Source organism: Methylophilus sp. 5 (assembly GCF_000515275.1).
In the GTDB taxonomy this organism is placed as follows: domain Bacteria; phylum Pseudomonadota; class Gammaproteobacteria; order Burkholderiales; family Methylophilaceae; genus Methylophilus.
The window spans coordinates 1,076,326-1,100,273 of record NZ_KI911560.1; the positions used below are offsets into that span (position 1 = coordinate 1,076,326).

The window sequence follows — 23,948 nt, forward strand, 5'->3', positions numbered from 1 at the left end:
ACCCCGTTTGGTGATCCGAACCCTGACGCATTCAAAACGTTCAGGAATTTTTAAAGCAAAAAAGCCGAGGCAATCACCATGCCATCGGCTTTTATTTCGTTAAAAGTGAACAGTGTTAAGTGTCACACTTTAACCAAATTATTTACGCAGGTTCAAGCGCTCGATCAGCGTTTGATAGCGGCTAACGTCTTTACCTTTGAGGTAGTCCAGCAAACGACGACGCTGGCTAACCATTGCCAACAGACCACGACGTGAGTGGTTGTCTTTTTTGTTTGATTTGAAATGCTCAGTCAGGTAAGTGATACGGTTAGTCAACAAAGCCACTTGCACTTCCGGGCTCGCGGTATCACCTTCACTACGTTGATATTCTTTAATGATTTTTGCGGATTGTTCTGCGGTAACAGCCATCTTTTTTCCTTTGAGTTAGCGTCAATGTCGCGGCAGCCAGACAACCTATTTGCCTTACCACGCTGACATTCAATTTACACGAATCGCGCATTATATCGGCAAGCACCTGCCTTGCATAGACCTTTATGCGATTAAGCGTCTGTTTTTATGAATTAATTTGCTTAAGGCGCCCCAATGCCGCCTATAAAAAATCATCATAAAAACTGGCTTGCGCAGGCACCGCACCACGAATGCTGCAAATAGAAGCAGCAAACCAGGCGGCACGCGTCAGCATGGTTTGCCGCGACCATCCGGCCAGCAAGCCGCGAATCACGACCGCAGCATAAGCATCCCCCGCGCCCACGCTATCAACAAAAGGCGCTTGCAACTTCATGGGCGGCGCCCGAAAGCCATTGCCATACGCGTCCAGCCAAAAACTGCCCTGCTCACCACAAGTGACAAACACCTCACGCAAGCCAAACACCATGAGCAACTGCCGCGCCGCCTCATTTATATCCGCCAAAGCGGGCAAGCCCAGCAACGCGCACACTTCAGGCAGCTCTTCGTGATTAATTTTAAGGATATCCGTCGCCTGCAACACCAGGCGCAGACTATTGGCGCCATACCAGGGCGCACGCAGGTTAATATCGCAAAACACTGTGGCCGTACACATTTTGAGCCATTGCTCCGCCAGTGCCTGCATAGGCGCATGCCGCAATGCCAACGAGCCAACATATACCAGCCGCGGTGGATGCTGCTGTGTTAACGCGGCCACAGGCGGCCACTGCATATCATCGTAGGCTTGCCGATCCAGAATCTCAAAACGGTGACCATGCGGCTCTAAATGCACCATGACCTGGCCGGTCGGCAAGCGCTCAGACTGCTGCACGCCGTCGACAGGCAGCCCACAATGGCGCATCTCGGCCAAAATACGCTCGCCCAGCGCATCCTTACCCACCGCCGTGAGCAAGCGCACCTGTGCACCAAAGGCATGACAATGCCTTGCCACGTTATAGGGCGCACCGCCAATCATGGTTTCTTTAGGAAACACATCACCCAGCACTTCACCCAAAATCATGATGGAATTCGACATACGCTTCACCTTACTTTCAACACCCACAACCATTAACAATCACAACTTGCCTGCAACGCAAGGCCAAACCGCATCCACAGCCTGCATTTTTGTGACTAGCCTAATCACAAATTGTTTCAATCAACCGCCAAACCCACGGCGCCTGATACCACGCAACAGATGAAAAAGCGTTATAAAATACCGCCTGCGCAGCATATCAGGATTTTTTTTATCTTTTGTGTGCATTCCTGGCGTTCTTTGCTATAATGCGCGTCTTGCGATTCGGGACATGCCCAAATTGCTGTTGGCCAGATAGCTCAGTCGGTAGAGCAGAGGATTGAAAATCCTCGTGTCGGCAGTTCGATTCTGCCTCTGGCCACCACTTCCTTACCTGCCTTTCGGCATGCTTCTTTTTCTGGGTTTGTTGATGTCATTAAAACACTTAACACCGGATGAACTACACCCATTACTAAATGATCCATCGCTGCTGCTTGTTGATATCCGCAATGATCACGAGCTGGTGTCAGGCATCTTGCCCGGTGCACTGCATGTGCCTTTAGGCAACCTGACCGCCGTGTTTGACCAGCTCCCTACAGACAAAAAAATAGTTTTTTATTGCCGTAGCGGCGTGCGCTCTGTTGCCGCAGGCGAGTTCGCGCTGGCACAAGGCCGTTCAGATGTGTCACATCTGGCAGGTGGCATTTTAGCCTGGGCAAACGCAGGCCTGCCGATCACCGCGGCTTGACCTTTCACACTCAGGAATGGCTTATGCATAGCGATAAAGACCTCGATGCCCGCAACTTGAACTGCCCGCTACCTATTCTGCGCTGCAAAAAAGCCTTGAATGAGCTCACGGCAGAACAAATACTTAAAATCACAGCAACCGACCCTGGCTCCAAAAAAGACTTTGACGCGTTTTGTCGCCAAACCGGCCACACCCTGCTAGACACGCAAGAGGCCGAAGGTGTATTCACCTTCTGGATCCGCAAACGTAGCGCCTAAGATTCCCCCACTTAAAACACAAAAGCCCGCAACTGCGGGCTTTTGCATATGACAAAGTACTTTACTTAACTTGGCGCTTATTTGACGTTTTCCAGGCTGCCCATCGCTTTAGGGAAGGTGACTACGCCCCAAGGCATGTTTTTCACTTCCACCTGGCTGGTCACTTCCAGCTTTTCGGCATCAATTACCAGCACAGCATCAGACTTGCCACACGCCAACAGGATGTTCTTGTTGTCTGGCGTAAAGCTAAAATGCCAGCAACGGTTAGCCGTCGGCACCTCTTTCAGCTTTTCAAAGGTTTTGGCATCAAACACTTGCAGCAGCTTGGCTTTGTTGGTGGCCACAAAAATACGCTCGCCCTTGCTGTCGTAAGCCACACCATAAGGCGTTTCAGCGGTATCGACAGTGCGCACGACATTGAAGTCTTTGTCCATCACCATAAATTTATTGCCAAACTCTAGCGTTGCCAAATAAGTGTTGCCATCAGGTGAGACTTTAATGCCACGCGGCCTGTCGCCGTACTCGTGTGTAGAGACGGTTTTGATCAACTCGCCAGTCTCAATGTTATGCACCGTTACCGTATTGTCCGCTTCGTTAGTAATCACCAGTTGCTTGCCGTCGGCCGAAAACTCCACCCCTTCGGTTTCTGGGCCGCCAGTGATTTCACGAATCTTTTCACCTTTGGTTAAATCCACCACCGCGATTTTGGCCGGGATTTTTTCATCGTCATCATCATCGTCTTCTTCGTGCTTTTCACCCGGTTTAGGCGGCGGCCCGGCTTTGGCGCTAGGCTCAGACGAAACAAATGCAAAATTACCGCTCACACGTACAAACTCAGGGTTTTTACCAACCTCAATCTGTTTAACCACTTCGCCCGTGGCGGTATCAATCACAGAAATACTGCCATTTTCACGCGTGGCAACCACCAGCTGTTTACCATCGTCGGTCACAGCCAGGCCGCGCGGACCGTTTGCTTTGACATCGAACTGCCTGGTGACCTGCATGGTCGCCAGATCAATCACATTCACGCCTGCATCTTGCGTGGAAACGTAAGCTACAGCCGCAGAAGCTGCCTCGGCGGCTGGCGCTGCAGCTTCTGCCGCAGGCTCTTCCTGTTTGTTACAGGCCGCCACACTGGCAACCAATGCCAGCAACAGCAAGCTCATGCGCGTATGACGCGCCAATGATGAATTCAACATTTGCATTTATCTCCTGATTTTTTTATTAAAGCTTGACGATTCCAGCAAGAATCATACTCACGGCTAAATCGTTGCTCACCAACACCTTACACCTCGCGGCTGCGATACTTGGCTGAAAATAACCACCAAAATGGCTATATAAAACCAACTAACCCAAAAACAAACGATAGGCCGGATTCTGGCTTTCATCCCAATAAGGATAGCCAAGTTGCTGCAAAAACTGCTCAAAGGCGGCCTTATCGTCGGGTGGCACCTGCATCCCTACCAGTACGCGGCCAAAATCGGCGCCATGATTACGGTAGTGAAACAAACTGATGTTCCAGTTGTGACCCATGGATTCGAGAAAGTTCATTAACGCACCTGGTTTCTCCGGGAACTCAAAGCGGTAAACCACCTCATGTTGCGCCTGTGGCGCATGCCCGCCCACCAAGTGGCGCAAATGTAACTTGGCCATTTCGTTGTCACTCAAATTCAATGTTGGCAAGCCAGCGGCACTCAGGCCACTGGCAATATCAGCCGCTTCAGCCGGGTTATGCACGGCCAGGCCCACAAAAATATGCGCCTGGCGGCTGTCCGCAAAACGGTAATTGAATTCAGTGATATTGCGATTACCCAACTGGCGACAAAATGCTTTAAAAGCGCCCGGCGCTTCAGGAATCGTCACCGCAAATACGGCCTCGCGGTGCTCACCCAACTCGGCCCGCTCAGCAATAAAACGCAGGCGGTCAAAGTTCATATTGGCGCCAGAGGCGACCGCAATCATGGTTTTGCCTTGCAACTGGTGTTTTTCACTGTAGGCTTTAAGCCCGGCTAACGCCAAGGCACCGGCAGGTTCAAGAATACTGCGCGTGTCTTCAAACACATCTTTAATCGCTGCGCACACTTCATCATTGTCGACCACAATCATGTCATCAACATATTGCTGCACCAGGGCAAAGGTATGCTCACCCACCTGCTTCACCGCAGCACCATCGGCAAACAGCCCAACTTGCTCCAGCATGACCCGCTGGCCAATTTTCAATGACTCGGTCATAGCTTCAGCATCTTGCGCTTCTACGCCAATGACTTTGATCTCTGGCCGCACCGCTTTGATATAGGCCGCAATACCCGCCAACAGGCCGCCACCGCCCACACAGCAGAAAATGGCTTCTATTGGCTCAGGATGATCCTGCACGATTTCGAGCGCGATTGTACCCTGACCGGCAATCACATCCGGGTCATCATACGGGTGTACGAAGGTGAGGCCTTCGGTCTTCTCAACCTCCAGCGCATGCGCATAGGCATCCGAATAGCTGTCACCAAATAACACTACTTCAGCCCCACGCGCACGCACGGCGTTCACTTTAATGGCTGGCGTGGTGGTCGGCATCACAATCACCGCGCGGCAGCCCATCTTTTGGGCGCTGAGCGCGACGCCTTGTGCATGATTACCGGCGCTGGCGCAAATCACGCCGCGCGCCAATGCATCGGGCGGCAAATGGGCCATCTTGTTGTAAGCGCCACGCAGCTTAAATGAGAAGACTGGCTGCATATCTTCGCGCTTTAAGAGCACCCGATTTTTAGCGCGGGCAGACAGATTAGGCATCTCATCGAGCGGTGTGTGCCTGGCCACGGCATAGACTTGAGAGTGTTCGATTTTTTCGCGGTAATTGATGGTCATGAAATACGTTAAGATTTTAAAACCGCAGGGTTGCAGTGTATGATAGAGAATTGTTTGTATTATAAAGAATTAATCAAGGATTGAAGCAAATGGCATTGGATAAAGCACAACAAGATGCACTAAAACTCGAAGTGGCAAAAGCCGCAGTGACGTATGTAAAAGACGGTATTATCGGCGTGGGCACCGGCTCTACTGCCAACTTTTTTATCGACGAACTGGCTAAAGTAAAACACAAAATCACCGGTGCGGTTGCCAGCTCTGAAGCCACCGCGCAGCGCCTGCGTGGTCACGGCATTGAGGTGTTTGATTTGAACAGTGTCGACAGCCTGGATATTTATGTCGACGGTGCCGATGAAATCACCGAACACATGCACATGCTCAAAGGCGGCGGCGGCGCATTGACCCGTGAAAAAATCGTCGCAGCAGTGGCTAAATCATTTATCTGTATCTGTGATGAAAGCAAATTCGTGCCAGTGTTAGGCAAGTTTCCGCTGCCAGTAGAAGTGTTGCCAATGGCACGCAGCCATGTGGCGCGCGAATTGGTAAAACTGGGCGGCCAGCCACAGCTGCGTGATTTCACCACCGATAACGGCAACCTGATCCTGGACGTGCACGGCTTGACCATTAGCGACCCGGTTGCACTGGAAGCCAAAATCAACGCCATCGTTGGCGTGGTCACCAATGGCCTGTTTGCCGCACGCGCCGCGAATGTGCTGCTGCTGGCCACCCCTAACGGTGTCAAGACACTGACGAAGTAGTTGCGAAATTATCATGAAGTTGTCATATTGTGCTGGTAACCTGCATCGGCACAATAATTAGGAAAATTTGTCATGCAATTTGAACATACCTCTAAGCAATACGATGTAGAACTGGAATCGGTACGCGCCAAGGTTCTGGAAATGGGGGGGCTGGTTGAGCAGCAGATTGTCAATGCGCTGGAGGCACTGACCAGTGCCGACGTCAACCTGGCCAAAGATGTGATGGAGCGTGACACCCGCGTCAACGCACTTGAAGTACAAGTCGACGAAGATTGCAGCCATATCATCGCCCGCAGACAACCTGCCGCCCGTGATTTGCGCATGATCATGATGATGGTTAAAACCATCACCGACCTTGAGCGTATTGGTGATGAGGCCACCAAAATTGCCCGTACGGCCCAGCGCATTTACGAACAAGACCGCATGTACAAACCGCGATTTAACGAGATTAAATCCATGGTCGGCATTGTGCGCGAAATGCTGCGCACGTCACTCGATTCGTTTGCGCGCCTGGATGTCAGCCAAACCGTAGAAGTGGCCAAACAAGACGAGCAAGTTGACGAGCAGTTCCGTGCGGCTATGCGTCAGCTGATTACCTTTATGCTGGAAGACCCACGCACCATCTCCATGTCACTGGAAGTGCTGTTTGTGGCCAAAGCGATTGAGCGTATTGGCGATCACGCTAAAAACATCTCTGAATATGTCGTCTACATGGTGAAAGGCAAAGATGTGCGCCACACCAGCCTGGAAGATATTCAGCGCGAAACGCAATCTTAAGATGTGTCACACAACAAAAAAGCACTCTCAGGAGTGCTTTTTTAATGCTGGCCCTCAATTACGCGCTGGGTGGCACGTAACCGCTGGCAGTATCAGCGCCATCGCCAAAAAAGTACTTTTCAGTTTGCTCGGCCAAATATTTTCTAGCGCTGGCATCTGCCAGGCTCAACCGATTTTCGTTGACCAGCATGGTTTGTTGCTTCAACCAGCCCGCCCAAGCCTCTTTGGACACGTGCATATAAATCTTTTTGCCCAACTCACCGGGATAAGGCGGAAAATCCATGCCATCAAGTTCTTTGCCCAGTTTCACACATTGCACCAATCTTGCCATGTTCGTTCCTCACTACACTGCTAAAAGCGCTATCATAGCGCATGTTAAAATCTGATGTCGCAATTTAGAGATAATCCATGCAAAACAATCAACCACCCAGCCACCAGGAAAGTCCGTTTAAAGGCAAAACCGGTGTTCGTCGCTTAATCAATGCCTTTGGCTACTCTATGGACGGCTTTAAAGCGGCCTATCAGCATGAGGATGCCTTCCGCCAGGAGGTCTGGCTCTCGCTGGTACTGATTCCACTGGCTTTTTATCTCGAAGCCGAAGCCTTGCACCGCATATTGATGGTCGGCAGCGTGCTGCTGGTGATGATCGTCGAATTGTTAAACTCGGCCGTAGAAGCGGTAGTTGACCGCGTGTCTATTGAACGCCATGCCCTGGCCAAACGTGCCAAAGATATTGGCAGCGCTGCAGTATTATTGGCGCTAATTAATCTAGCCGTCGTTTGGGGATTGATTTTGCTTGGCTAAGCCCAAGCGCAGGTAATTAAAAAAGGTTGGCTATGCCAACCTTTTTTAATTGAGTACTCAACCCTTAAAAATCAGCCCTGGCACCAACCAGAATAGACCGCGCACCCGCAGGCGAAATATCTTTGAGAAAAGACGCGTGCTCGCGGATCTCGTCATTGAGCAGGTTATTGGCCTTGGCAAACAGCTCTACGTGATACTTCACCGGCAGCTTGAACGCAACTAATGCGCTCAGGTTGGTATAGCCATCGGTTTTCAACTCATTTTGCGCAACATCGTTTTGCTTGAACGCGTGCAACACATCCATCCGCGCGTTCCAGTTACCCAGATGGTAGTCCAGGCCGCCGCCTAAACGCAATGGCGAGATACGCGGTAGATATTCATTGTTTCGCGTATCTTTGGCATGTACATAGTCACCGCGTAATTTAAGCGCCCACTCATCATTCAAGGCAAACTTACCCTCTAGCTCAAGACCTTTAAACAGCGCGGGGACGGCCCTAAACTCGGCTTCTGGCAATAAGTCCCCCCCCACCAGCACGTCATTGCCGGTATTAAACAAACCAATAAAGTTTTGAAACTTGGTTGCATAGGCGCCCAAGGTCACACTGTGGCCGCCCGACTTCCATTTTAGTTGCGCATCAATGCCATTAGAGCGTTCTTTTTTGAGCTGGGTGCTACCCACCTCAAATTGACCAGTCGCGATATGCGCGCCGTTGGCATATAACTCAAAATAACTCGGCGCGCGTTCATTGTGGGAGAGATTAAACGTAGTGCTCCAGCGATCATTGATTGCGTATAAGCCACCTAAGGCAAAGCTGCTCGGATTAAAGCGCTTGTTTTGTCCGGCACCAAACGTGGCATTGTCTGCCGAATTGACGGCGGTTTCACCTGTGCGTCCGCCAAACGTTATTTTGTGCTGTTGAATCGCATATTCTTCATATAAATACACAGACTGGTCTTGCGTCGTCACCCCAGGCACAAAAGCCTCTTCACCCAGCGCCTGAAAGCGCGTATTTTGAAATTGATACCCCAACACACCATTGATGCCGGCCACCGGCAGATGCGTTGCTTCCAGGCTACCCTGCACACCGCGGTTTTTAAAAGTGGTGCCGACGACACCATCTTCTAGCTCGACGTGTTGATAATCAGTGTGCGCCATACGCAATTTAAGTTTTTGGATAGGGCCTCGCAACTCACGCACTTCACCCGCCACTTCAAGGCGTTTATTTTGCATGTCTATGCGCACGTTTTCTTCAGCCACGGTGCCATAGTTATTATTAGAGTCGGCATAAGACACACCAAGGTAACCCGTGTCAAAGGTCCAGGCTGCACCTAAGGCACCGCCATTGGCCAACGCATCACTATTGACCAGCTTGCCCTTATTTTCGCGAGCGGTGCCATCGGCCCGGCTTTTACGCTTAGAGACAGCATAGCCAGGGATGTCCAGGTCACTGGTTTCGCGGCTGTAGACATCGGCATGCAATGCAAAAGTGCCGTTACCAACATCAACCACAGCTGCGCCGTTACGCGTGTTATCCGGCCCGCCAAAACGCGCCTCGGCACGGCCGGTATAGCCATTTAATGACTCTTTGGGAATACGGTGGTCAATCGCGTTGACCACGCCGCCCATCGCGCTGCCACCATATAGCAACGCTGCTGGCCCACGCACCACGTCAATTTGTTCAATAATCAGCGGGTCTATGCCAACAGCATGGTCAAAACTCAGTGAGGAGGCATCGAGCACGCCCACCCCGTTTTGCATAATGCGCACGCGCTCGCCATCCAAGCCACGGATAATCGGGCGCGAAGCATTGGGGCCAAACTGTGTCGCAGTCACACCAGGGATGCCGTTAAGCGTTTCACCCAGCGTTCCTTGCCGGCGCAGGCTTAACTCACGCCCGCTAATGACAGAGACCGGGACGACCATGTCATCGGAGGCGACCCCCAAAGGATTACCCGTCACTGGCACTTGGTCCAGATCTATCGTGGCCGCGTTATCGCCCGCAGTGGCGATCATCGGCGTGGTTAGGGCGGCCATCATTGCCAGCCATAGCGGTTTTTGACGCCAGGCATGTGGCGCCATGTGTTTGATCATATTCATTGCTTGTTCCAGACATGATAGAGACAGTGCTTGCATGCACTGCACTCAAAATAAATAAGCGCCAGACCAGGCAGCAAATGCCAGTCAGGACGCGAGATTAATTAATCAGGCTGAAATAATGAAGGGCGGGGCGCGTGCAGAATAAACCGCAATGCGATAGGTGTTCACCGCTATAACAGCGGTGGTAGGGATAGCAAAGCTGGTGAGTGGCGGCAAATGCCACTGTGGCGTTTGGGTGAGTGTACCGGCGGCATGCGCCAGGCTGACACATAATGCACAAGGCTCATTGCCCTGTTTTTTGTCAGGTTGCGACTGCTGTGTCAGCTCGTTGATATGGCTGATTTCGTGCGTGACAATGCCAGTTTGCGCAATGGCAAACAGCACCGACAGCAGAAAGTAGACATAAAAACGCTTTAACATATTGAATATATTAACATATATTTATGACAACTGAATGAACGACGCTGGTTACCGCAACAGTGCGCCAATCATCGCCTCAACAGCATCAGCGTTTTGCAACGGCACATAGCCGCCCTCCAGCAGCCAGACCATACGCCCTTGGGCATAAGTCTCGGCCAATTGCTTAAGACGCGTGGCGACCTCGCCATAGCCGCGATCAGAATATTGCAATGCGCCTAAACGATCCCCCGCGTGTGCATCCAGCCCGGCCGAGACCATGATTAACTGCGGCCGAAACTGGCGCATGGCAGGCACCAGCTGCTGGTCTAAGGCGCGTAAAAGAATGTGTTCATCACTGCTGGGAGGCACATCTACATTCATCGTATAGCCAGTGCCAGCGCCCACCCCTTTCTCTGAGGCACGACCACTCCCGGGATACAAGGGATGCTGATGGGCACTAAAATAAAAGACGCTGTTATCGGCCTCAAAAATCGCCTGCGTGCCATTGCCATGATGCACGTCGATATCAACAATTAAAATACGTTGAATCGCATAATGCTGCTGCGCATAGCGTGCAGCGACAGCGATATGATTGGTCAGGCAAAACCCCATGCCGCGCTCACGCGTCGCATGATGTCCAGGTGGGCGCACTAGTGCAAAGGCTACAGGGGACTGCTGGTGCATAACAGCATCCACCCCCGCCATGCCTGCGCCAGACGCCAGCATGGCCACCGCCACCGAATGCGCAGATATTACGGTGTCACCCGTGCTGAGTAGCCGGTGCTCGCCAGGCTTAACGCCTGCCTGTTCCGCATCGAGCAACTCGACATAAGCTGGACTGTGTACGCGGAGTAAATCGGCGCGCGTTGCAGCAGAAAATGTGGGCCAGCGTAACCATGGCTTTAATGATGCACTATGCTGTAATCGCTCAACAATCGCACTGACGCGCTGCGCCTGCTCCGGGTGGTCTGGCCCGGTGTCGTGCAACTCAAAACGAGCGTCATACAATATGGTGATCGCGGCCTGATCAGGCCTATCATCAGCTTCATGAGCAGCCGCATCAGGCATGCAAGACGGCACAATGCTCAGCAAAAGAAGGGGAACAGTTAGCCGCATGGACGGTTGCCAAAGAGGTGTATTCGTCAAATTGTAGAAACTTACCCGGCCGATGGCAAGCAAGCCAGCGCTTGAAGTATGCGCTTATAGATTAACAACGCGTTTAGGCGCAATACGGCCATCACGCTGTTGTACGCCGAGGCCCAAAAATAGGCCAGCCTCACTATAAATGCGCAGCTCACCTGCTGGAATAGTGCCAGACACCCACACCGGATTGCCCTGCTTGAAATAATAAGCGGCGTCTTCTTGCAGCAATATTTTTGGTAAGACGGTAATCGCCGTATCTACCGGCAGCAACAGCGCATCACGCTGCTCAGCGGTCATCTGTTCCAATGCCTCAATCGTCACCGTATGTGCCAATTGATAAGTGGCCGTCGCCGTGCGGCGCAACGCCGTTAAATGGCCGCCTGCCTGCAAAACGTTACCGATATCCTCACCCAAGGTGCGAATATAAGTGCCTTTGCTACAACACACTTCAATCTCAGCACTATTGTCGACGCAACTAAGTACACGCAACGCATGAATGGTCACCTGGCGTGGCGCACGCACCAACTCAACGCCATCGCGTGCATACTCATACAAAGGTTTGCCGTTCACTTTGAGTGCCGAATACATAGGCGGCACTTGTGTAATCAGGCCCATAAACTGTGGCAACACTGCTTCAATGTCTGCACGGGTGATATGGCAATCGACCTGGCTGACCACCTCCCCCTCTTTATCGCCGGTGGTGGTGCTCACGCCAAACTTGACGGTAGCAACATAGGTTTTATTTTCATCAGTTAAATACTGGGCAAACTTGGTTGCCTCACCGAGGCAAATCGGCAACACGCCGGTTGCCAGAGGATCCAAGGTGCCGGTATGGCCTGCTTTTTGGGCCTGGTATAACCATTTAACCTTTTGCAAGGCCTGGTTAGAAGAAAAGCCAAACGGCTTGTCGAGCAGCAACACGCCGTTAACGGCGCGTTTAATGCGTTTGGTTTGCATAGCGCTTATTCTTGCGGAGGGGTGTCGGACAATGCTTGATGGATGAGCTTGTCCATGTGCATGCCGCGGTCTATGGATTCGTCATAGACAAAATGTAATTGCGGCATGGTACGTAGCATCATGCGCTTGCCCAACTGTGAGCGTAAAAAGCCTGCGGCTTTTTCCAGACCGGCCTGCAAGCCTTTGCTGTTTTTTGCAGCGGTGTAAAAGACTTTGGCATGCGCCATGTCACCAGTCACCTCAACCCCGGTCAAGGTGACCATGTGTACACGCGGATCTTTGACCTCAAACATGAGCAAATCCGCCAGTTCACGGCGCATTTGCTCTGAGACACGGTCAGTTCTTGAAAATGCTTTAGCCATTACAGCGTTCTAGCCACTTCAACGACTTCGTAGACTTCAAGAATATCGCCCACTTCGATCTCGTTGTAGTTTTTGAGTGACAAACCACATTCAAAGTTGTTTTTCACTTCTTTAACGTCATCTTTAAAGCGCTTCAGAGAGTCCAGCTCACCGGTATGAATAATCACATTGTTACGCAATACGCGCACTTTGGAGTTACGTTTAACCGAACCATCTTGCACATAACAACCTGCCACTGCACCCACTTTGGAGATGCGGTATACCTCGCGGATTTCTACCGTACCAATCATTTGCTCTTTTTGCTCTGGTGCCAACATGCCACCCAATGCCGCTTTGATCTCATCGACCGCTTCATAAATGATGTTGTAGTAGCGCAGGTCTACATCCAGATTTTCAACCAGCTTGCGGGCACCAGCATCGGCACGCACGTTAAAGCCAATCAACACCGCTTTAGAGGCCGCTGCCAGGTTGACGTCAGACTCACTGATTGCACCCACCGCCGTGTGGATAATATTCACGCGCACTTCGCTGGTAGACAGTTTTTGCAAGCTGGTGGTCAAGGCTTCGAAAGAACCCTGAACATCTGACTTGATAATCAGGTTCAGCGTTTGTACTGCGCCCTCACCCATATTTTCAAAGATATTTTCCAGTTTGGCCGCATGCTGTTTAGCCAGTTTCACATCACGGAACTTGCCTTGACGGAACAATGCAATTTCACGTGCCTTGCGCTCATCATTTAAGACAATGGTTTCTTCACCAGCACTCGGTACATCAGATAAACCAAGCACCTCTACCGGAATAGAAGGACCTGCCTCTTTAATGTCGTTGCCGTTTTCATCCAACATGGCACGTACGCGACCATAAGCAGTCCCCGCCAGCAGCATATCGCCGCGGCGTAAGATGCCGGACTGTACCAACACGGTAGTCACTGGACCACGGCCTTTATCCAGGCGACCTTCGATCACCAGGCCTGTGGCCGGTGTATTTTGTGATGCCATCAGCTCAAGGACTTCAGCCTGCAGTAACACCGCCTCTAATAACTCATCAATGCCTTTACCTGTTTTAGCTGACACTTCACGGAACATGGCTTCACCACCATACTCCTCCGGCACCACTTCATGCGTAATCAGTTCACTTTTGACGCGCTCAGGTTGCGCTTCGGGTTTATCGACCTTGTTGATCGCCACCACGATAGGCACATTACCCGCTTTGGCGTGGTGAATCGCTTCAATCGTTTGCGGCATCACGCCGTCATCGGCGGACACCACCAAAATCACAATATCGGTGGCCTTGGCACCGCGAGCACGCATGGCAGTAAACGCCTCGTGGCCCGGAGTATCAAGGAATGTCACCATACCGCGCGGTGTTTCGACGTGGTAGGCACCAATGTGCTGCGTAATGCCGCCCGCTTCGCCAGAGGCGACACGGCTGCGACGAATGTAATCTAGCAATGAAGTTTTACCATGGTCAACGTGACCCATCACGGTCACCACCGGTGGACGCGCTTGCATCACAGCCTCAACGCTCTCGGTCTCTTCCAGGAAGCTTTCCGGGTCATTTGCAGCAGCAGCTTGTGCTTTATGGCCCATTTCTTCAACCAGAATGATCGCTGTATCCTGATCCAACACCTGGTTAATGGTCACCATCATGCCCATTTTCATCAACGCCTTAATCACTTCTGCCGCTTTAACTGACATTTTGTGTGCCAGATCAGCGACTGAAATCGTTTCAGGCACCATGATCTCTTTGATCATCGGCTCTGTTGGCGCATTGAATGCGTGCTGATCATCTTTGCTTGATTTATGATGCTTGCCTTTAGGGGTACGCCAGCCTTGGGCCGCACCACCTGGAGCATCACCGCGTGTTTTAATGCCGCGTTTTTTGTTTTCGTTGTCAGTCCAGTCACGGTTATCGGTCTTGGCTTTTTTGTCTTTTGCTTCTGGTTTATCTGTCGGTTTATTGGCAGGCTTATGCAACGTGCCCTCAGACAACTTAGTCGGGACTGGCTTGTTTTTCGCCGCTTCTGCTTCTGCCTGGCGTTTAGCCTCTTCTTCGGCGCGGCGCAACGTCAATGCCTGCTTACGCTGCACATCCTCAGCCTGCAGGGCAGACAGTTTGGCCGCACGCACCGCCTCATGCTCACGCAAGGCGATTTCCTGCGCAGACAGCACAGCTGCTTTTTTCGCGACTACAGGCACTTCGGCCACGGGTGCGGGCTCAGCAGCAGGCGCTTCAACTGGCTCAGGCTCCGGCTCTGGCAATATCTCAGGCAGCTCTTCCACCACAGGCACTTCGGCCACGACCTCTTCAATCACTTCTGGCAGCTCTTCCAACGCCTCTGGCAACACGCTTTCGGTCTCTTCGTAAGCCGCATCTACTGGTTGGTCATAGCCAATTTCCGGACGCTCCAGCACGCGTTTTTTGCGCACTTCCACTTGAATCGTACGCGCCTTACCTGAACTATCGAGCTTTTTGATCTCGGTATTTTGTTTGCGTGTCAGTGTGATTTTATTTTTGGGGGCGTTTGCCGCACCATGCTCTTTACGCAAGTAATCCAGCAAGGCAGCCTTGTCACCTTCTTCCAAAAAATCATCTACAGACGTTTTGTTAACGCCTGCGCTTTTCAGTTGCTCGATGAGCAGAGTCGTTGGAAGACCCAGCTCTGCGGCAAATTGTCCGACGGTTGAAAGTGCCATGTACTGCTCCAGTTCAATTACTTTATTTTTTAATTAAGATGTATGCATGATGTCTTGCTCGGCATAGGTTATGACCCGCATGGGTTACTTAAACCAGGGCGCACGTGCAGTCATAATCAATGACTTGGCACGCTCTTCATCTATTCCTGTCAACTCAACCAACTCATCGACGGCCAGTTCAGCCAGATCTTCACTGGTATGAACTTCGTTCGCAGCCAGTTTATGGGCTGTATCCGCATCCATGCCTTCCAGTGTCATCAAGTCGTTGGTGTCTTCTTCGACCTTTTCTTCTTTGGCAATCGCTTCTGTCAGCAAAGCCGCACGCGCACGAGAGCGCAACTCATTGATGGTATCCTCATCAAACGCTTCGATTTCAGCCATTTCAGCCAATGGCACGTAAGCAATTTCTTCCAGGGTGCTAAAGCCTTCTTGCACCAGAATATCTGCCACCTCTTCATCCACGTCCAGTTTTTCAATAAACAGCTGGCTGATTTTGGCGTATTCGTCCTGGCTTTTCTGGGCGGCCGCTTCTTCTGTCAGAATATTCAAATTCCAACCAGTGAGCTCAGAAGCCAGACGCACGTTTTGACCGTTACGACCAATGGCCACTGCCAATTGCTCCTCATTCACCACCACATCCATGCTGTGCGCATCTTCATCTACCACGATGGAGGTGACTTCAGCAGGCGCCAGTGCATTGATCACAAACTGTGCCGGATCCATGCTCCACAAAATGATATCAACACGCTCACCACCCAGTTCAGACGTCACCGCCTGCACGCGTGAACCACGCATACCGACGCAAGTCCCGACCGGATCCAAACGCTGATCATTGGTTTTAACCGCAATTTTAGAGCGCAAGCCAGGGTCACGGGCCGCAGAGCGAATCTCTAATAAACCTTCTTCAATTTCCGGCACTTCCAACTCAAACAAACGCTTGAGGAAGTCTGGCGAAACGCGTGACAAAATCAGTTGCGGGCCGCGGCCACCACGGTCAACACGTGACAGGTAAGCACGCACACGGTCACCCACGCGCAGGTTTTCTTTTTGAATCATGGCTTCACGTGGCAACAAGCACTCAATACGACCCACTTCAATGATCGCATTACCTTTTTCCATGCGCTTGATCACGCCAGTCACCAGGTTCTCACCTCGGCCCAGGAAGTCCTGAATCATTTGCTCACGCTCAGCTTCACGTACTTTTTGCAAAATCACCTGTTTTGCAGCTTGCGCACCGATACGGCCAAAGGAGATAGACTCTAATGGCTCTTCAGAATAGTCACCGATTTGTCTGCTGGCTGCTCTCTCGTCTTCTTCATCGAACTGATAAGCGGAGCTTTCCAACAGGTCGTATTCCACATATTGCCAGCGTCTGAAGGTTTTGTAGTCACCTGTTTCGCGGTCAATGTCTACACGGATATCAGCACCTTCTTCATGGTTCTTTTTCGTTGCCGAAGCCAACGCCAGTTCCAAGGCAGTAAAAATCACCTCTTTATCCACATTTTTCTCATGTGCCAGGGCGTCAACCAACAACAATAATTCACGACTCATCGTAATCTCCAACTCACCGTACGGATTAGCTATAACAAATTAATCAAAGACAGGACTCAAACGAGCCTTATCAATATTATCCAGCGACAATCTATAAACCCAGCCATCGCACTCTACTACTACCTTACCTGCCTCGAACCCTTGCAACAGCCCCAAGAACGTTTTTCTTGGCAAGCTGGTCTTGGTCGCTTTAGGACCATCATCCTGAATGCCTACGCGCAATTTAATTTGCGCACGCTCACCGGCAAAGCGAACAAAATCACCCTCTTTGCTCAATACGCGATCCAATCCGGCAGAAGACACTTCAAGACGGTCATAATCAATATCCAACTCAACGGTTAATACATTGCCCAGTTGATTACTCACCAACACACAATCGTCAATCGTGACGCTGTCTTTATTGTCTTTTGGCGTTAGTTTGTCGATGAACACCCGTAGCAATTTGCCGCGATTAGAGGTTTCAAAATCAACCAACTCATACCCTAATTGGGTAACCGTCTTTTCAACCACCGAATGCAAATTTTGCATACGCACCCTTAATTCAAAACGTTACGTCCAAAAACAAAAAATGGGCGTAACGCCCATCTATCATTTTGATTATACCAAATTTCCTTTTAAATTCAAAGCCAGACATGCAAGCTACTACACGCCATCAACATATATAAATCAACAGAAAATTAACCAGGACATGCTGTTGTTTTTTAATAGCCCACTTGGGTCAATGACAGCGCCAGCCGACTCTCTTAATATACACAAAACGAGGGAGAAGACACCAAATTAACAACCGCCTAAGCGGTGTACCTAATTAAGCTGTAAAGATTTCATGGCAGTCTATTTTGAGAACATCTTAATAGACATTGACAACCCGGTGCTTGCACCGGGTTTTTTTCTGGGCAAGCCACATGTAGCTCACGGCGTAATTGATACCTACAAGATGCTGATATCACATCAAACCAACATGATGTTGTATCGCTACGTTTGATTTTTGCTATTGATTTCAGGCAATAAAAAACCCAGCACTGTTGTGCTGGGTTTTTAGAATAGGAGCTTGGGGATGACCTACTTTCGCATACGAAGAGTACACTATCATTGGCGCAAGTTCGTTTCACGGCCCTGTTCGAGATGGGAAGGGGTGGTTCCAAACCGCTATTGTCCCCAAACATAACTGGTAATGTTATGCATGGTGCCGAAGTTACTCGGCCTGCTTTAACAAATTGGAAGAAGTAAAGGATGCAAGCGTTTCTGCTTGTTTTTCAATGGGATTAGGGTATGAAACAACTTGTGTTTCTTATTTCTAGATGATTGCCAAATCATATTGCTTTGAACTACACCTTATCAGATTATTGATAGTTACCTATCAGGTCATCTAAGTTTTAAGGTTATAGGATCAAGCCTCACGAGCAATTAGTATCAGTTAGCTTAATGCATTACTGCACTTCCACACCTGACCTATCAACGTCCTGGTCTTGAACGACTCTTTAGCTGGCTTAAAGCCAGAGGCAAGTCTCATCTCGAGGCGAGTTTCACGCTTAGATGCTTTCAGCGTTTATCTCTTCCGCACTTAGCTACCCAGCTATACCATTGGCATGATAACTGGTCCACCAGAGGTGCGTCCACTCCGGTCCTCTCGTACTAGGAGCAGGTCCCCTCAAACTTGCAGCGCCCACGGCAGATAGGGACCAAACTGTCTCACGACGTTTTAAACCCAGCTCACGTACCACTTTAAATGGCGAACAGCCATACCCTTGGGACCGGCTACAGCCCCAGGATGTGATGAGCCGACATCGAGGTGCCAAACTCCCCCGTCGATATGAACTCTTGGGAGGAATCAGCCTGTTATCCCCAGAGTACCTTTTATCCGTTGAGCGATGGCCCTTCCATACAGAACCACCGGATCACTATGACCTGCTTTCGCACCTGCTCGACCTGTCCGTCTCGCAGTCAAGCAACCTTATGCCATTGCACTATCAGTACGATTTCCGACCGTACCTAGGTTACCTTCGCACTCCTCCGTTACTCTTTGGGAGGAGACCGCCCCAGTCAAACTGCCTACCATACACGGTCCCCAGTCCGGATTACGGACCTAGGTTAGAACCTCAACAACATCAGGGTGGTATTTCAAGGATGACTCCACGATATCTAGCGACACCGCTTCATAGTCTCCCACCTATCCTACACAAATCTTGTCAAAGTCCAATGTAAAGCTGCAGTAAAGGTTCATGGGGTCTTTCCGTCTAGCCGCGGGGAGATTGCATCTTCACAAACATTTCAACTTCGCTGAGTCCCGAGAGGAGACAGTGTGGCCATCGTTACGCCATTCGTGCGGGTCGGAACTTACCCGACAAGGAATTTCGCTACCTTAGGACCGTTATAGTTACGGCCGCCGTTTACTGGGACTTCAATCAAGAGCTTGCACCCCATCATTTAATCTTCCAGCACCGGGCAGGCGTCACACCCTATACGTCCACTTTCGTGTTTGCAGAGTGCTGTGTTTTTATTAAACAGTCGCAGCCACCTTTTCACTGCAACCCCATCACGCTTCTAGAGCAAGTCTATACACGTTACCGGGGCGCACCTTCTCCCGAAGTTACGGTGCTAATTTGCCGAGTTCCTTCTCCCGGGTTCTCTCAAGCGCCTTAGAATTCTCATCCTGCCCACCTGTGTCGGTTTGCGGTACGGTCTTATACAACTGAAGCTTAGTGGCTTTTCTTGGAAGCATGGTATCAATCACTTCATCTGCAAGCAGACTCGTTATCACGTCTCAGTCTTAGCTCTCCGGATTTGCCTAAAGAACCAACCTACACGCTTGAACCGGGACATCCAACACCCGGCTGACCTAACCTTCTCCGTCCCCACATCGCATTGTATAGAGGTACAGGAATATTAACCTGTTTCCCATCAGCTACGCATCTCTGCCTCACCTTAGGGGCCGACTCACCCTGCGCCGATGAACGTTGCGCAGGAAACCTTGGGCTTTCGGCGAGGGAGCTTTTCACTCCCTTTATCGCTACTCATGTCAGCATTCGCACTTCTGATACCTCCAGCATGCCTCACAGCACACCTTCGCAGGCCTACAGAACGCTCTCCTACCATGCCATATAAATATGGCATCCGAAGCTTCGGTTACGTGCTTAGCCCCGTTACATCTTCCGCGCAGGACGACTCGACCAGTGAGCTATTACGCTTTCTTTAAATGATGGCTGCTTCTAAGCCAACATCCTGGCTGTCTATGCCTTCCCACTTCGTTTTCCACTTAGCACGTCATTTGGGACCTTAGCTGTCGGTCTGGGTTGTTTCCCTCTTGACCACGGACGTTAGCACCCATGGTCTGTCTCCCGTAATTGCATTTCTCAGTATTCGGAGTTTGCAATGGTTTGGTAAGTTCTTATGAACCCCCTAGCCATAACAGTGCTCTACCCCCGAGAATGATATACGAGGCACTACCTAAATAGTTTTCGGAGAGAACCAGCTATCTCCAAGTTTGTTTAGCCTTTCACCCCTATCCACAGCTCATCCCCAAATTTTTCAACATTTGTGGGTTCGGACCTCCAGTACCTGTTACGGCACCTTCATCCTGGCCATGGATAGATCACTTGGTTTCGGGTCTACACCCAGCGACTAATTCGCCCTATTCGGACTCGATTTCTCTACGCCTCCCCTATCGGTTAAGCTTGCCACTGAATGTAAGTCGCTGACCCATTATACAAAAGGTACGCAGTCACCCCCGAAGAGGCTCCCACTGTTTGTATGCATACGGTTTCAGGATCTATTTCACTCCCCTCCCGGGGTTCTTTTCGCCTTTCCCTCACGGTACTTGTTCACTATCGGTCGATTACGAGTATTTAGCCTTGGAGGATGGTCCCCCCATGTTCAGACAAGGTTTCTCGTGCCCCGCCCTACTTTTCGTTACCCTAGTTCCACAGACGGGATTTCGTATACGGGACTATCACCCACTACGGTCGGACTTTCCATTCCGTTCTACTATCGCATCTGCTAAAAATAACAGGCTATTCCATGTTCGCTCGCCACTACTTACGGAATCTCGGTTGATTTCTTTTCCTCGAGTTACTTAGATGTTTCAGTTCACTCGGTTCGCCACTACCTCCCTATATATTCAGGAGGAGTTACCCTTGCGGGTGGGTTTCCCCATTCGGACATCTCCGGATCAAAGCTTATTTGCCAGCTCCCCGAAGCTTTTCGCAGGCTATCACGTCCTTCATCGCCTGTAATCGCCAAGGCATCCACCATATGCACTTATTCACTTGACCCTATAACGTTAAAACCTAAACCCTTTTTAAATCTAGATTTCGTCGCGCATGAGACGCGCGTTACAGGTAATTCTAAAGCACTATCAAACCTCGTTAGATTTGCTTCATTTATGATTACTCATCAATGTCGCGTCTCAACTTGCGTTTAATATATTTATGATTTTGCAATCAATCGATATTATTTCCGGTTAAAAAATAATATCGCCCATTGAATATAAGTTGTCATCACACAACCTATATTCCTTTACTTCTTCCATTTTGTTAAAGAACAGTCTAGTAAAAAAACTAGAAGCAAACACTACACAAGTAACGCTTGCTTCTAATCTCTAAACTACAACAAAGATCTACTCACCCAAACCATCAATAAGGTGGTGGAGGATAACGGGATCGAACCGTTGACCCCCTGCTTGCAAAGCAGGTGCTCTCCCAGCTGAGCTAATCCCCCAATATAGAGTGGTGGGTCTGGTTGGGCTCGAACCAACGACCCCCGCCTTATCAAGACGGTGCTCTAACCAGCTGAGCTACAGACCCTAAGGCGGTTTGCCTAAATCTTTGTTGCTGCTTATATTTCAGATGACTGATAAGAGTGAATGCTTGAAGCCGAGTGATCTTCTCTAGAAAGGAGGTGATCCAGCCGCACCTTCCGATACGGCTACCTTGTTACGACTTCACCCCAGTCATGAATACTACCGTGGTAATCGTCCCCCTTGCGGTTAGACTAACTACTTCTGGTAAAACCCACTCCCATGGTGTGACGGGCGGTGTGTACAAGGCCCGGGAACGTATTCACCGCGACATGCTGATCCGCGATTACTAGCGATTCCGACTTCATGCTCTCGAGTTGCAGAGAACAATCCGGACTACGATCGGCTTTCTGAGATTAGCTCCCCCTCGCGGGTTGGCAACTCTCTGTACCGACCATTGTATTACGTGTGAAGCCCTGGCCATAAGGGCCATGAGGACTTGACGTCATCCCCACCTTCCTCCGGTTTGTCACCGGCAGTCCCATTAAAGTGCCCAACTAAATGATGGCAATTAATGGCAAGGGTTGCGCTCGTTGCGGGACTTAACCCAACATCTCACGACACGAGCTGACGACAGCCATGCAGCACCTGTGTCCACTTTCTCTTTCGAGCACCTAATGCATCTCTGCTTCGTTAGTGGCATGTCAAGGCCAGGTAAGGTTTTTCGCGTTGCATCGAATTAATCCACATAATCCACCGCTTGTGCGGGCCCCCGTCAATTCCTTTGAGTTTTAATCTTGCGACCGTACTCCCCAGGCGGTCTACTTCACGCGTTAGCTGCGTTACTCATGGATTTTACTCCACCAACAACTAGTAGACATCGTTTAGGGCGTGGACTACCAGGGTATCTAATCCTGTTTGCTCCCCACGCTTTCGTGCATGAGCGTCAATATTATCCCAGGGGGCTGCCTTCGCCATTGGTATTCCTCCACATCTCTACGCATTTCACTGCTACACGTGGAATTCTACCCCCCTCTGACATATTCTAGTCTTGTAGTTTCAAACGCAGTTCCCAAGTTGAGCTCGGGGATTTCACATCTGACTTACAAAACCGCCTGCGCACGCTTTACGCCCAGTAATTCCGATTAACGCTCGCACCCTACGTATTACCGCGGCTGCTGGCACGTAGTTAGCCGGTGCTTCTTATCAAGGTACCGTCAGCCTCACACTTTATTAGAGTGTAAGTTTTCTTCCCTTGCGAAAGAGCTTTACAACCCGAAGGCCTTCTTCACTCACGCGGAATGGCTGGATCAGGCTTTCGCCCATTGTCCAAAATTCCCCACTGCTGCCTCCCGTAGGAGTCTGGACCGTGTCTCAGTTCCAGTGTGGCTGGTCGTCCTCTCAGACCAGCTACTGATCGTCGCCTTGGTAGGCCATTACCCCACCAACTAGCTAATCAGATATCGGCCGCTCTTATAACGTAAGGTCCGAAGATCCCCTACTTTCCCCCTCAGGGCGTATGCGGTATTAGCTAGTCTTTCGACTAGTTATCCCCCATTACAAGGTACGTTCCGATATATTACTCACCCGTTCGCCACTAATCCCCCTAGCAAGCTAAGGTTCATCGTTCGACTTGCATGTGTAAAGCATTCCGCCAGCGTTCAATCTGAGCCAGGATCAAACTCTTCAGTTTAATTCCTAACTATTACTTTTTTACCTCTTTTCAGAGGCGGTATTCGTTTCGCTTTACTTACATAAATGTAAGTACTCAAATTCATTTCAAGGTATGTGCGTTTTTACACTGTACATACTTGTCATAAATCTAAGTGTAAGCATTTGTATTTTCTGAGTTTCTACGCATTAAATGCGCTTCACTCAACTACAAACACCCACACTTATCAGTCATCCTAATTTTTAAAGAACAGTGCCTCGAAGGCTTTTCGCTGAACGTTTCGTTTCAAGCGAAGGGCGCATTATACAGAGGTTTTTTTCTTCGTCAACAACTTTTATTTCGTTATTAACAGACCTCTTTAAGATGCCGCCTTTTTACTTCATCGCTTCAATCTAACTTGTCGTTTTCTTGAAGAGAGCCGCGCATTCTACAGCGCTTAAGATTTTCGTCAAGCAATAAATAAATTATTTTTTGAGAAAATCACTGGCTTACACTAATAAGCAAAAACCCAGCACTGTTGTGCTGGGTTTTTAGAATAGGAGCTTGGGGATGACCTACTTTCGCATACGAAGAGTACACTATCATTGGCGCAAGTTCGTTTCACGGCCCTGTTCGAGATGGGAAGGGGTGGTTCCAAACCGCTATTGTCCCCAAACATAACTGGTAATGTTATGCATGG

At 50.1% G+C, this 23,948-nt stretch carries 18 protein-coding genes, 3 tRNA genes and 4 rRNA genes; 6 read left to right on the plus strand and 19 right to left on the minus strand.

Going from position 1 to position 23,948, the window contains the following annotated elements; all coding sequences use genetic code 11:
- Positions 1–138 precede the first annotated feature (138 nt).
- Both rpsO and METH5_RS0105100 read right to left on the minus strand, forming a co-directional pair.
- Positions 139–408, minus strand: coding sequence for a 30S ribosomal protein S15 (gene rpsO / locus METH5_RS0105095; RefSeq protein ID WP_019883778.1), 270 nt, complete (start codon positions 406–408; stop codon positions 139–141).
- Between the two features lie 181 nt (positions 409–589).
- Positions 590–1,480, minus strand: coding sequence for a carbohydrate kinase family protein (locus tag METH5_RS0105100; protein WP_029147499.1), 891 nt, complete (start codon positions 1,478–1,480; stop codon positions 590–592).
- Between the two features lie 285 nt (positions 1,481–1,765).
- Between METH5_RS0105100 and METH5_RS0105110 the strand changes: the two genes are divergently transcribed.
- The 3 genes from METH5_RS0105110 (at position 1,766) to METH5_RS0105120 (ending at position 2,461) form a co-directional block, all read left to right on the plus strand.
- Positions 1,766–1,841 (plus strand) — tRNA-Phe (locus METH5_RS0105110).
- A gap of 45 nt (positions 1,842–1,886) precedes the next feature.
- On the plus strand, positions 1,887–2,204 hold the full coding sequence (locus METH5_RS0105115) for a rhodanese-like domain-containing protein (RefSeq protein ID WP_036308183.1): 318 nt from the start codon (positions 1,887–1,889) through the stop codon (positions 2,202–2,204).
- A 23-nt stretch (positions 2,205–2,227) separates the two neighbouring features.
- Positions 2,228–2,461: a sulfurtransferase TusA family protein gene (locus METH5_RS0105120; RefSeq protein WP_029147501.1), complete on the plus strand. Its 234-nt coding sequence runs from the start codon at positions 2,228–2,230 to the stop codon at positions 2,459–2,461.
- Positions 2,462–2,538: 77 nt separating this feature from the next.
- Here METH5_RS0105120 and METH5_RS0105125 read toward each other — a convergent pair whose 3' ends face one another.
- Together METH5_RS0105125 and ilvA are read right to left on the minus strand one after the other, a co-directional pair.
- Entirely contained in the window at positions 2,539–3,666 is a 1,128-nt protein-coding gene (locus METH5_RS0105125) for a glutaminyl-peptide cyclotransferase (RefSeq protein ID WP_198290682.1), read from the minus strand.
- A gap of 142 nt (positions 3,667–3,808) precedes the next feature.
- A complete protein-coding gene (gene ilvA, locus METH5_RS0105130) occupies positions 3,809–5,320 on the minus strand; it encodes a threonine ammonia-lyase, biosynthetic (RefSeq protein WP_029147503.1) in 1,512 nt (503 codons plus the stop codon).
- 89 nt (positions 5,321–5,409) lie between these two features.
- On the opposite strand from ilvA, the gene rpiA reads away from it, so the two are divergent.
- Both rpiA and phoU read left to right on the plus strand, forming a co-directional pair.
- The gene (gene rpiA, locus METH5_RS0105135) at positions 5,410–6,078 is read left to right on the plus strand and encodes a ribose-5-phosphate isomerase RpiA (protein ID WP_029147504.1); all 669 of its coding nucleotides are present in this window, start codon (positions 5,410–5,412) and stop codon (positions 6,076–6,078) included.
- 72 nt (positions 6,079–6,150) lie between these two features.
- Positions 6,151–6,855 (plus strand): phosphate signaling complex protein PhoU, encoded by a 705-nt coding sequence (gene phoU, locus METH5_RS0105140; protein WP_029147505.1) that lies wholly within the window; start codon positions 6,151–6,153, stop codon positions 6,853–6,855.
- A gap of 58 nt (positions 6,856–6,913) precedes the next feature.
- On the opposite strand, the gene METH5_RS0105145 is transcribed toward phoU, so the two are convergent.
- Positions 6,914–7,186, minus strand: coding sequence for an oxidative damage protection protein (locus METH5_RS0105145; protein ID WP_029147506.1), 273 nt, complete (start codon positions 7,184–7,186; stop codon positions 6,914–6,916).
- Positions 7,187–7,263: 77 nt separating this feature from the next.
- On the opposite strand from METH5_RS0105145, the gene METH5_RS0105150 reads away from it, so the two are divergent.
- Positions 7,264–7,659 carry a diacylglycerol kinase gene (locus METH5_RS0105150; RefSeq protein WP_029147507.1) on the plus strand — a complete coding sequence of 132 codons (396 nt, stop codon included), beginning with the start codon at positions 7,264–7,266 and terminating at the stop codon, positions 7,657–7,659.
- A gap of 64 nt (positions 7,660–7,723) precedes the next feature.
- Here the strand turns inward: METH5_RS0105150 and METH5_RS0105155 are convergent, their stop codons facing one another.
- The 14 genes from METH5_RS0105155 to rrf (METH5_RS0105225) all read right to left on the minus strand — a co-directional run bounded on the left by METH5_RS0105155 (position 7,724) and on the right by rrf (METH5_RS0105225) (position 23,924).
- Positions 7,724–9,757 carry a TonB-dependent receptor gene (locus tag METH5_RS0105155; protein ID WP_029147508.1) on the minus strand — a complete coding sequence of 678 codons (2,034 nt, stop codon included), beginning with the start codon at positions 9,755–9,757 and terminating at the stop codon, positions 7,724–7,726.
- Between the two features lie 105 nt (positions 9,758–9,862).
- The gene (locus tag METH5_RS0105160) at positions 9,863–10,177 is read right to left on the minus strand and encodes a hypothetical protein (protein WP_029147509.1); all 315 of its coding nucleotides are present in this window, start codon (positions 10,175–10,177) and stop codon (positions 9,863–9,865) included.
- Between the two features lie 48 nt (positions 10,178–10,225).
- On the minus strand, positions 10,226–11,224 hold the full coding sequence (locus tag METH5_RS0105165) for a histone deacetylase (protein ID WP_088177797.1): 999 nt from the start codon (positions 11,222–11,224) through the stop codon (positions 10,226–10,228).
- Between the two features lie 132 nt (positions 11,225–11,356).
- Positions 11,357–12,256: a tRNA pseudouridine(55) synthase TruB gene (gene truB / locus METH5_RS0105170; protein WP_029147511.1), complete on the minus strand. Its 900-nt coding sequence runs from the start codon at positions 12,254–12,256 to the stop codon at positions 11,357–11,359.
- A gap of 5 nt (positions 12,257–12,261) precedes the next feature.
- Complete coding sequence (gene rbfA, locus METH5_RS0105175) at positions 12,262–12,618, minus strand: 30S ribosome-binding factor RbfA (RefSeq protein ID WP_029147512.1); 357 nt, start codon at positions 12,616–12,618, stop codon at positions 12,262–12,264.
- On the minus strand, positions 12,618–15,314 hold the full coding sequence (infB, locus tag METH5_RS0105180; RefSeq protein WP_029147513.1) for a translation initiation factor IF-2: 2,697 nt from the start codon (positions 15,312–15,314) through the stop codon (positions 12,618–12,620). The genes rbfA and infB overlap by 1 nt, the downstream gene beginning before the upstream one ends.
- Before the next feature lie 84 nt (positions 15,315–15,398).
- Positions 15,399–16,865: a transcription termination factor NusA gene (gene nusA / locus METH5_RS0105185; RefSeq protein ID WP_029147514.1), complete on the minus strand. Its 1,467-nt coding sequence runs from the start codon at positions 16,863–16,865 to the stop codon at positions 15,399–15,401.
- 39 nt (positions 16,866–16,904) lie between these two features.
- Positions 16,905–17,393, minus strand: coding sequence for a ribosome maturation factor RimP (gene rimP, locus METH5_RS0105190; RefSeq protein ID WP_029147515.1), 489 nt, complete (start codon positions 17,391–17,393; stop codon positions 16,905–16,907).
- A gap of 518 nt (positions 17,394–17,911) precedes the next feature.
- Positions 17,912–18,025, minus strand: a 5S ribosomal RNA gene (gene rrf / locus METH5_RS0105200).
- A 223-nt stretch (positions 18,026–18,248) separates the two neighbouring features.
- A 23S ribosomal RNA gene (locus METH5_RS0105205) occupies positions 18,249–21,133 on the minus strand.
- A 369-nt stretch (positions 21,134–21,502) separates the two neighbouring features.
- Positions 21,503–21,578 (minus strand) — tRNA-Ala (locus METH5_RS0105210).
- Positions 21,579–21,587: 9 nt separating this feature from the next.
- A tRNA-Ile gene (locus tag METH5_RS0105215) sits at positions 21,588–21,664 on the minus strand.
- 87 nt (positions 21,665–21,751) lie between these two features.
- Positions 21,752–23,290, minus strand: a 16S ribosomal RNA gene (locus METH5_RS0105220).
- A 520-nt stretch (positions 23,291–23,810) separates the two neighbouring features.
- Positions 23,811–23,924: ribosomal RNA gene (rrf, locus tag METH5_RS0105225) — 5S ribosomal RNA — on the minus strand.
- Together the 16S, 23S and 5S rRNA genes with 2 tRNA genes alongside form the textbook arrangement of a ribosomal RNA operon.
- Positions 23,925–23,948: the final 24 nt, after the last annotated feature.

Coding starts and splice junctions, on each gene's coding strand:
- rpsO (WP_019883778.1), bottom strand. CDS start 408: ATGGCTGTTACCGCAGAACAATCCGCAAAAATCATTAAAGAATATCAA.
- METH5_RS0105100 (WP_029147499.1), bottom strand. CDS start 1,480: ATGTCGAATTCCATCATGATTTTGGGTGAAGTGCTGGGTGATGTGTTT.
- METH5_RS0105115 (WP_036308183.1), top strand. CDS start 1,887: ATGTCATTAAAACACTTAACACCGGATGAACTACACCCATTACTAAAT.
- METH5_RS0105120 (WP_029147501.1), top strand. CDS start 2,228: ATGCATAGCGATAAAGACCTCGATGCCCGCAACTTGAACTGCCCGCTA.
- METH5_RS0105125 (WP_198290682.1), bottom strand. CDS start 3,666: ATGCAAATGTTGAATTCATCATTGGCGCGTCATACGCGCATGAGCTTG.
- ilvA (WP_029147503.1), bottom strand. CDS start 5,320: ATGACCATCAATTACCGCGAAAAAATCGAACACTCTCAAGTCTATGCC.
- rpiA (WP_029147504.1), top strand. CDS start 5,410: ATGGCATTGGATAAAGCACAACAAGATGCACTAAAACTCGAAGTGGCA.
- phoU (WP_029147505.1), top strand. CDS start 6,151: ATGCAATTTGAACATACCTCTAAGCAATACGATGTAGAACTGGAATCG.
- METH5_RS0105145 (WP_029147506.1), bottom strand. CDS start 7,186: ATGGCAAGATTGGTGCAATGTGTGAAACTGGGCAAAGAACTTGATGGC.
- METH5_RS0105150 (WP_029147507.1), top strand. CDS start 7,264: ATGCAAAACAATCAACCACCCAGCCACCAGGAAAGTCCGTTTAAAGGC.
- METH5_RS0105155 (WP_029147508.1), bottom strand. CDS start 9,757: ATGAATATGATCAAACACATGGCGCCACATGCCTGGCGTCAAAAACCG.
- METH5_RS0105160 (WP_029147509.1), bottom strand. CDS start 10,177: ATGTTAAAGCGTTTTTATGTCTACTTTCTGCTGTCGGTGCTGTTTGCC.
- METH5_RS0105165 (WP_088177797.1), bottom strand. CDS start 11,224: ATGCCTGATGCGGCTGCTCATGAAGCTGATGATAGGCCTGATCAGGCC.
- truB (WP_029147511.1), bottom strand. CDS start 12,256: ATGCAAACCAAACGCATTAAACGCGCCGTTAACGGCGTGTTGCTGCTC.
- rbfA (WP_029147512.1), bottom strand. CDS start 12,618: ATGGCTAAAGCATTTTCAAGAACTGACCGTGTCTCAGAGCAAATGCGC.
- infB (WP_029147513.1), bottom strand. CDS start 15,314: ATGGCACTTTCAACCGTCGGACAATTTGCCGCAGAGCTGGGTCTTCCA.
- nusA (WP_029147514.1), bottom strand. CDS start 16,865: ATGAGTCGTGAATTATTGTTGTTGGTTGACGCCCTGGCACATGAGAAA.
- rimP (WP_029147515.1), bottom strand. CDS start 17,393: ATGCAAAATTTGCATTCGGTGGTTGAAAAGACGGTTACCCAATTAGGG.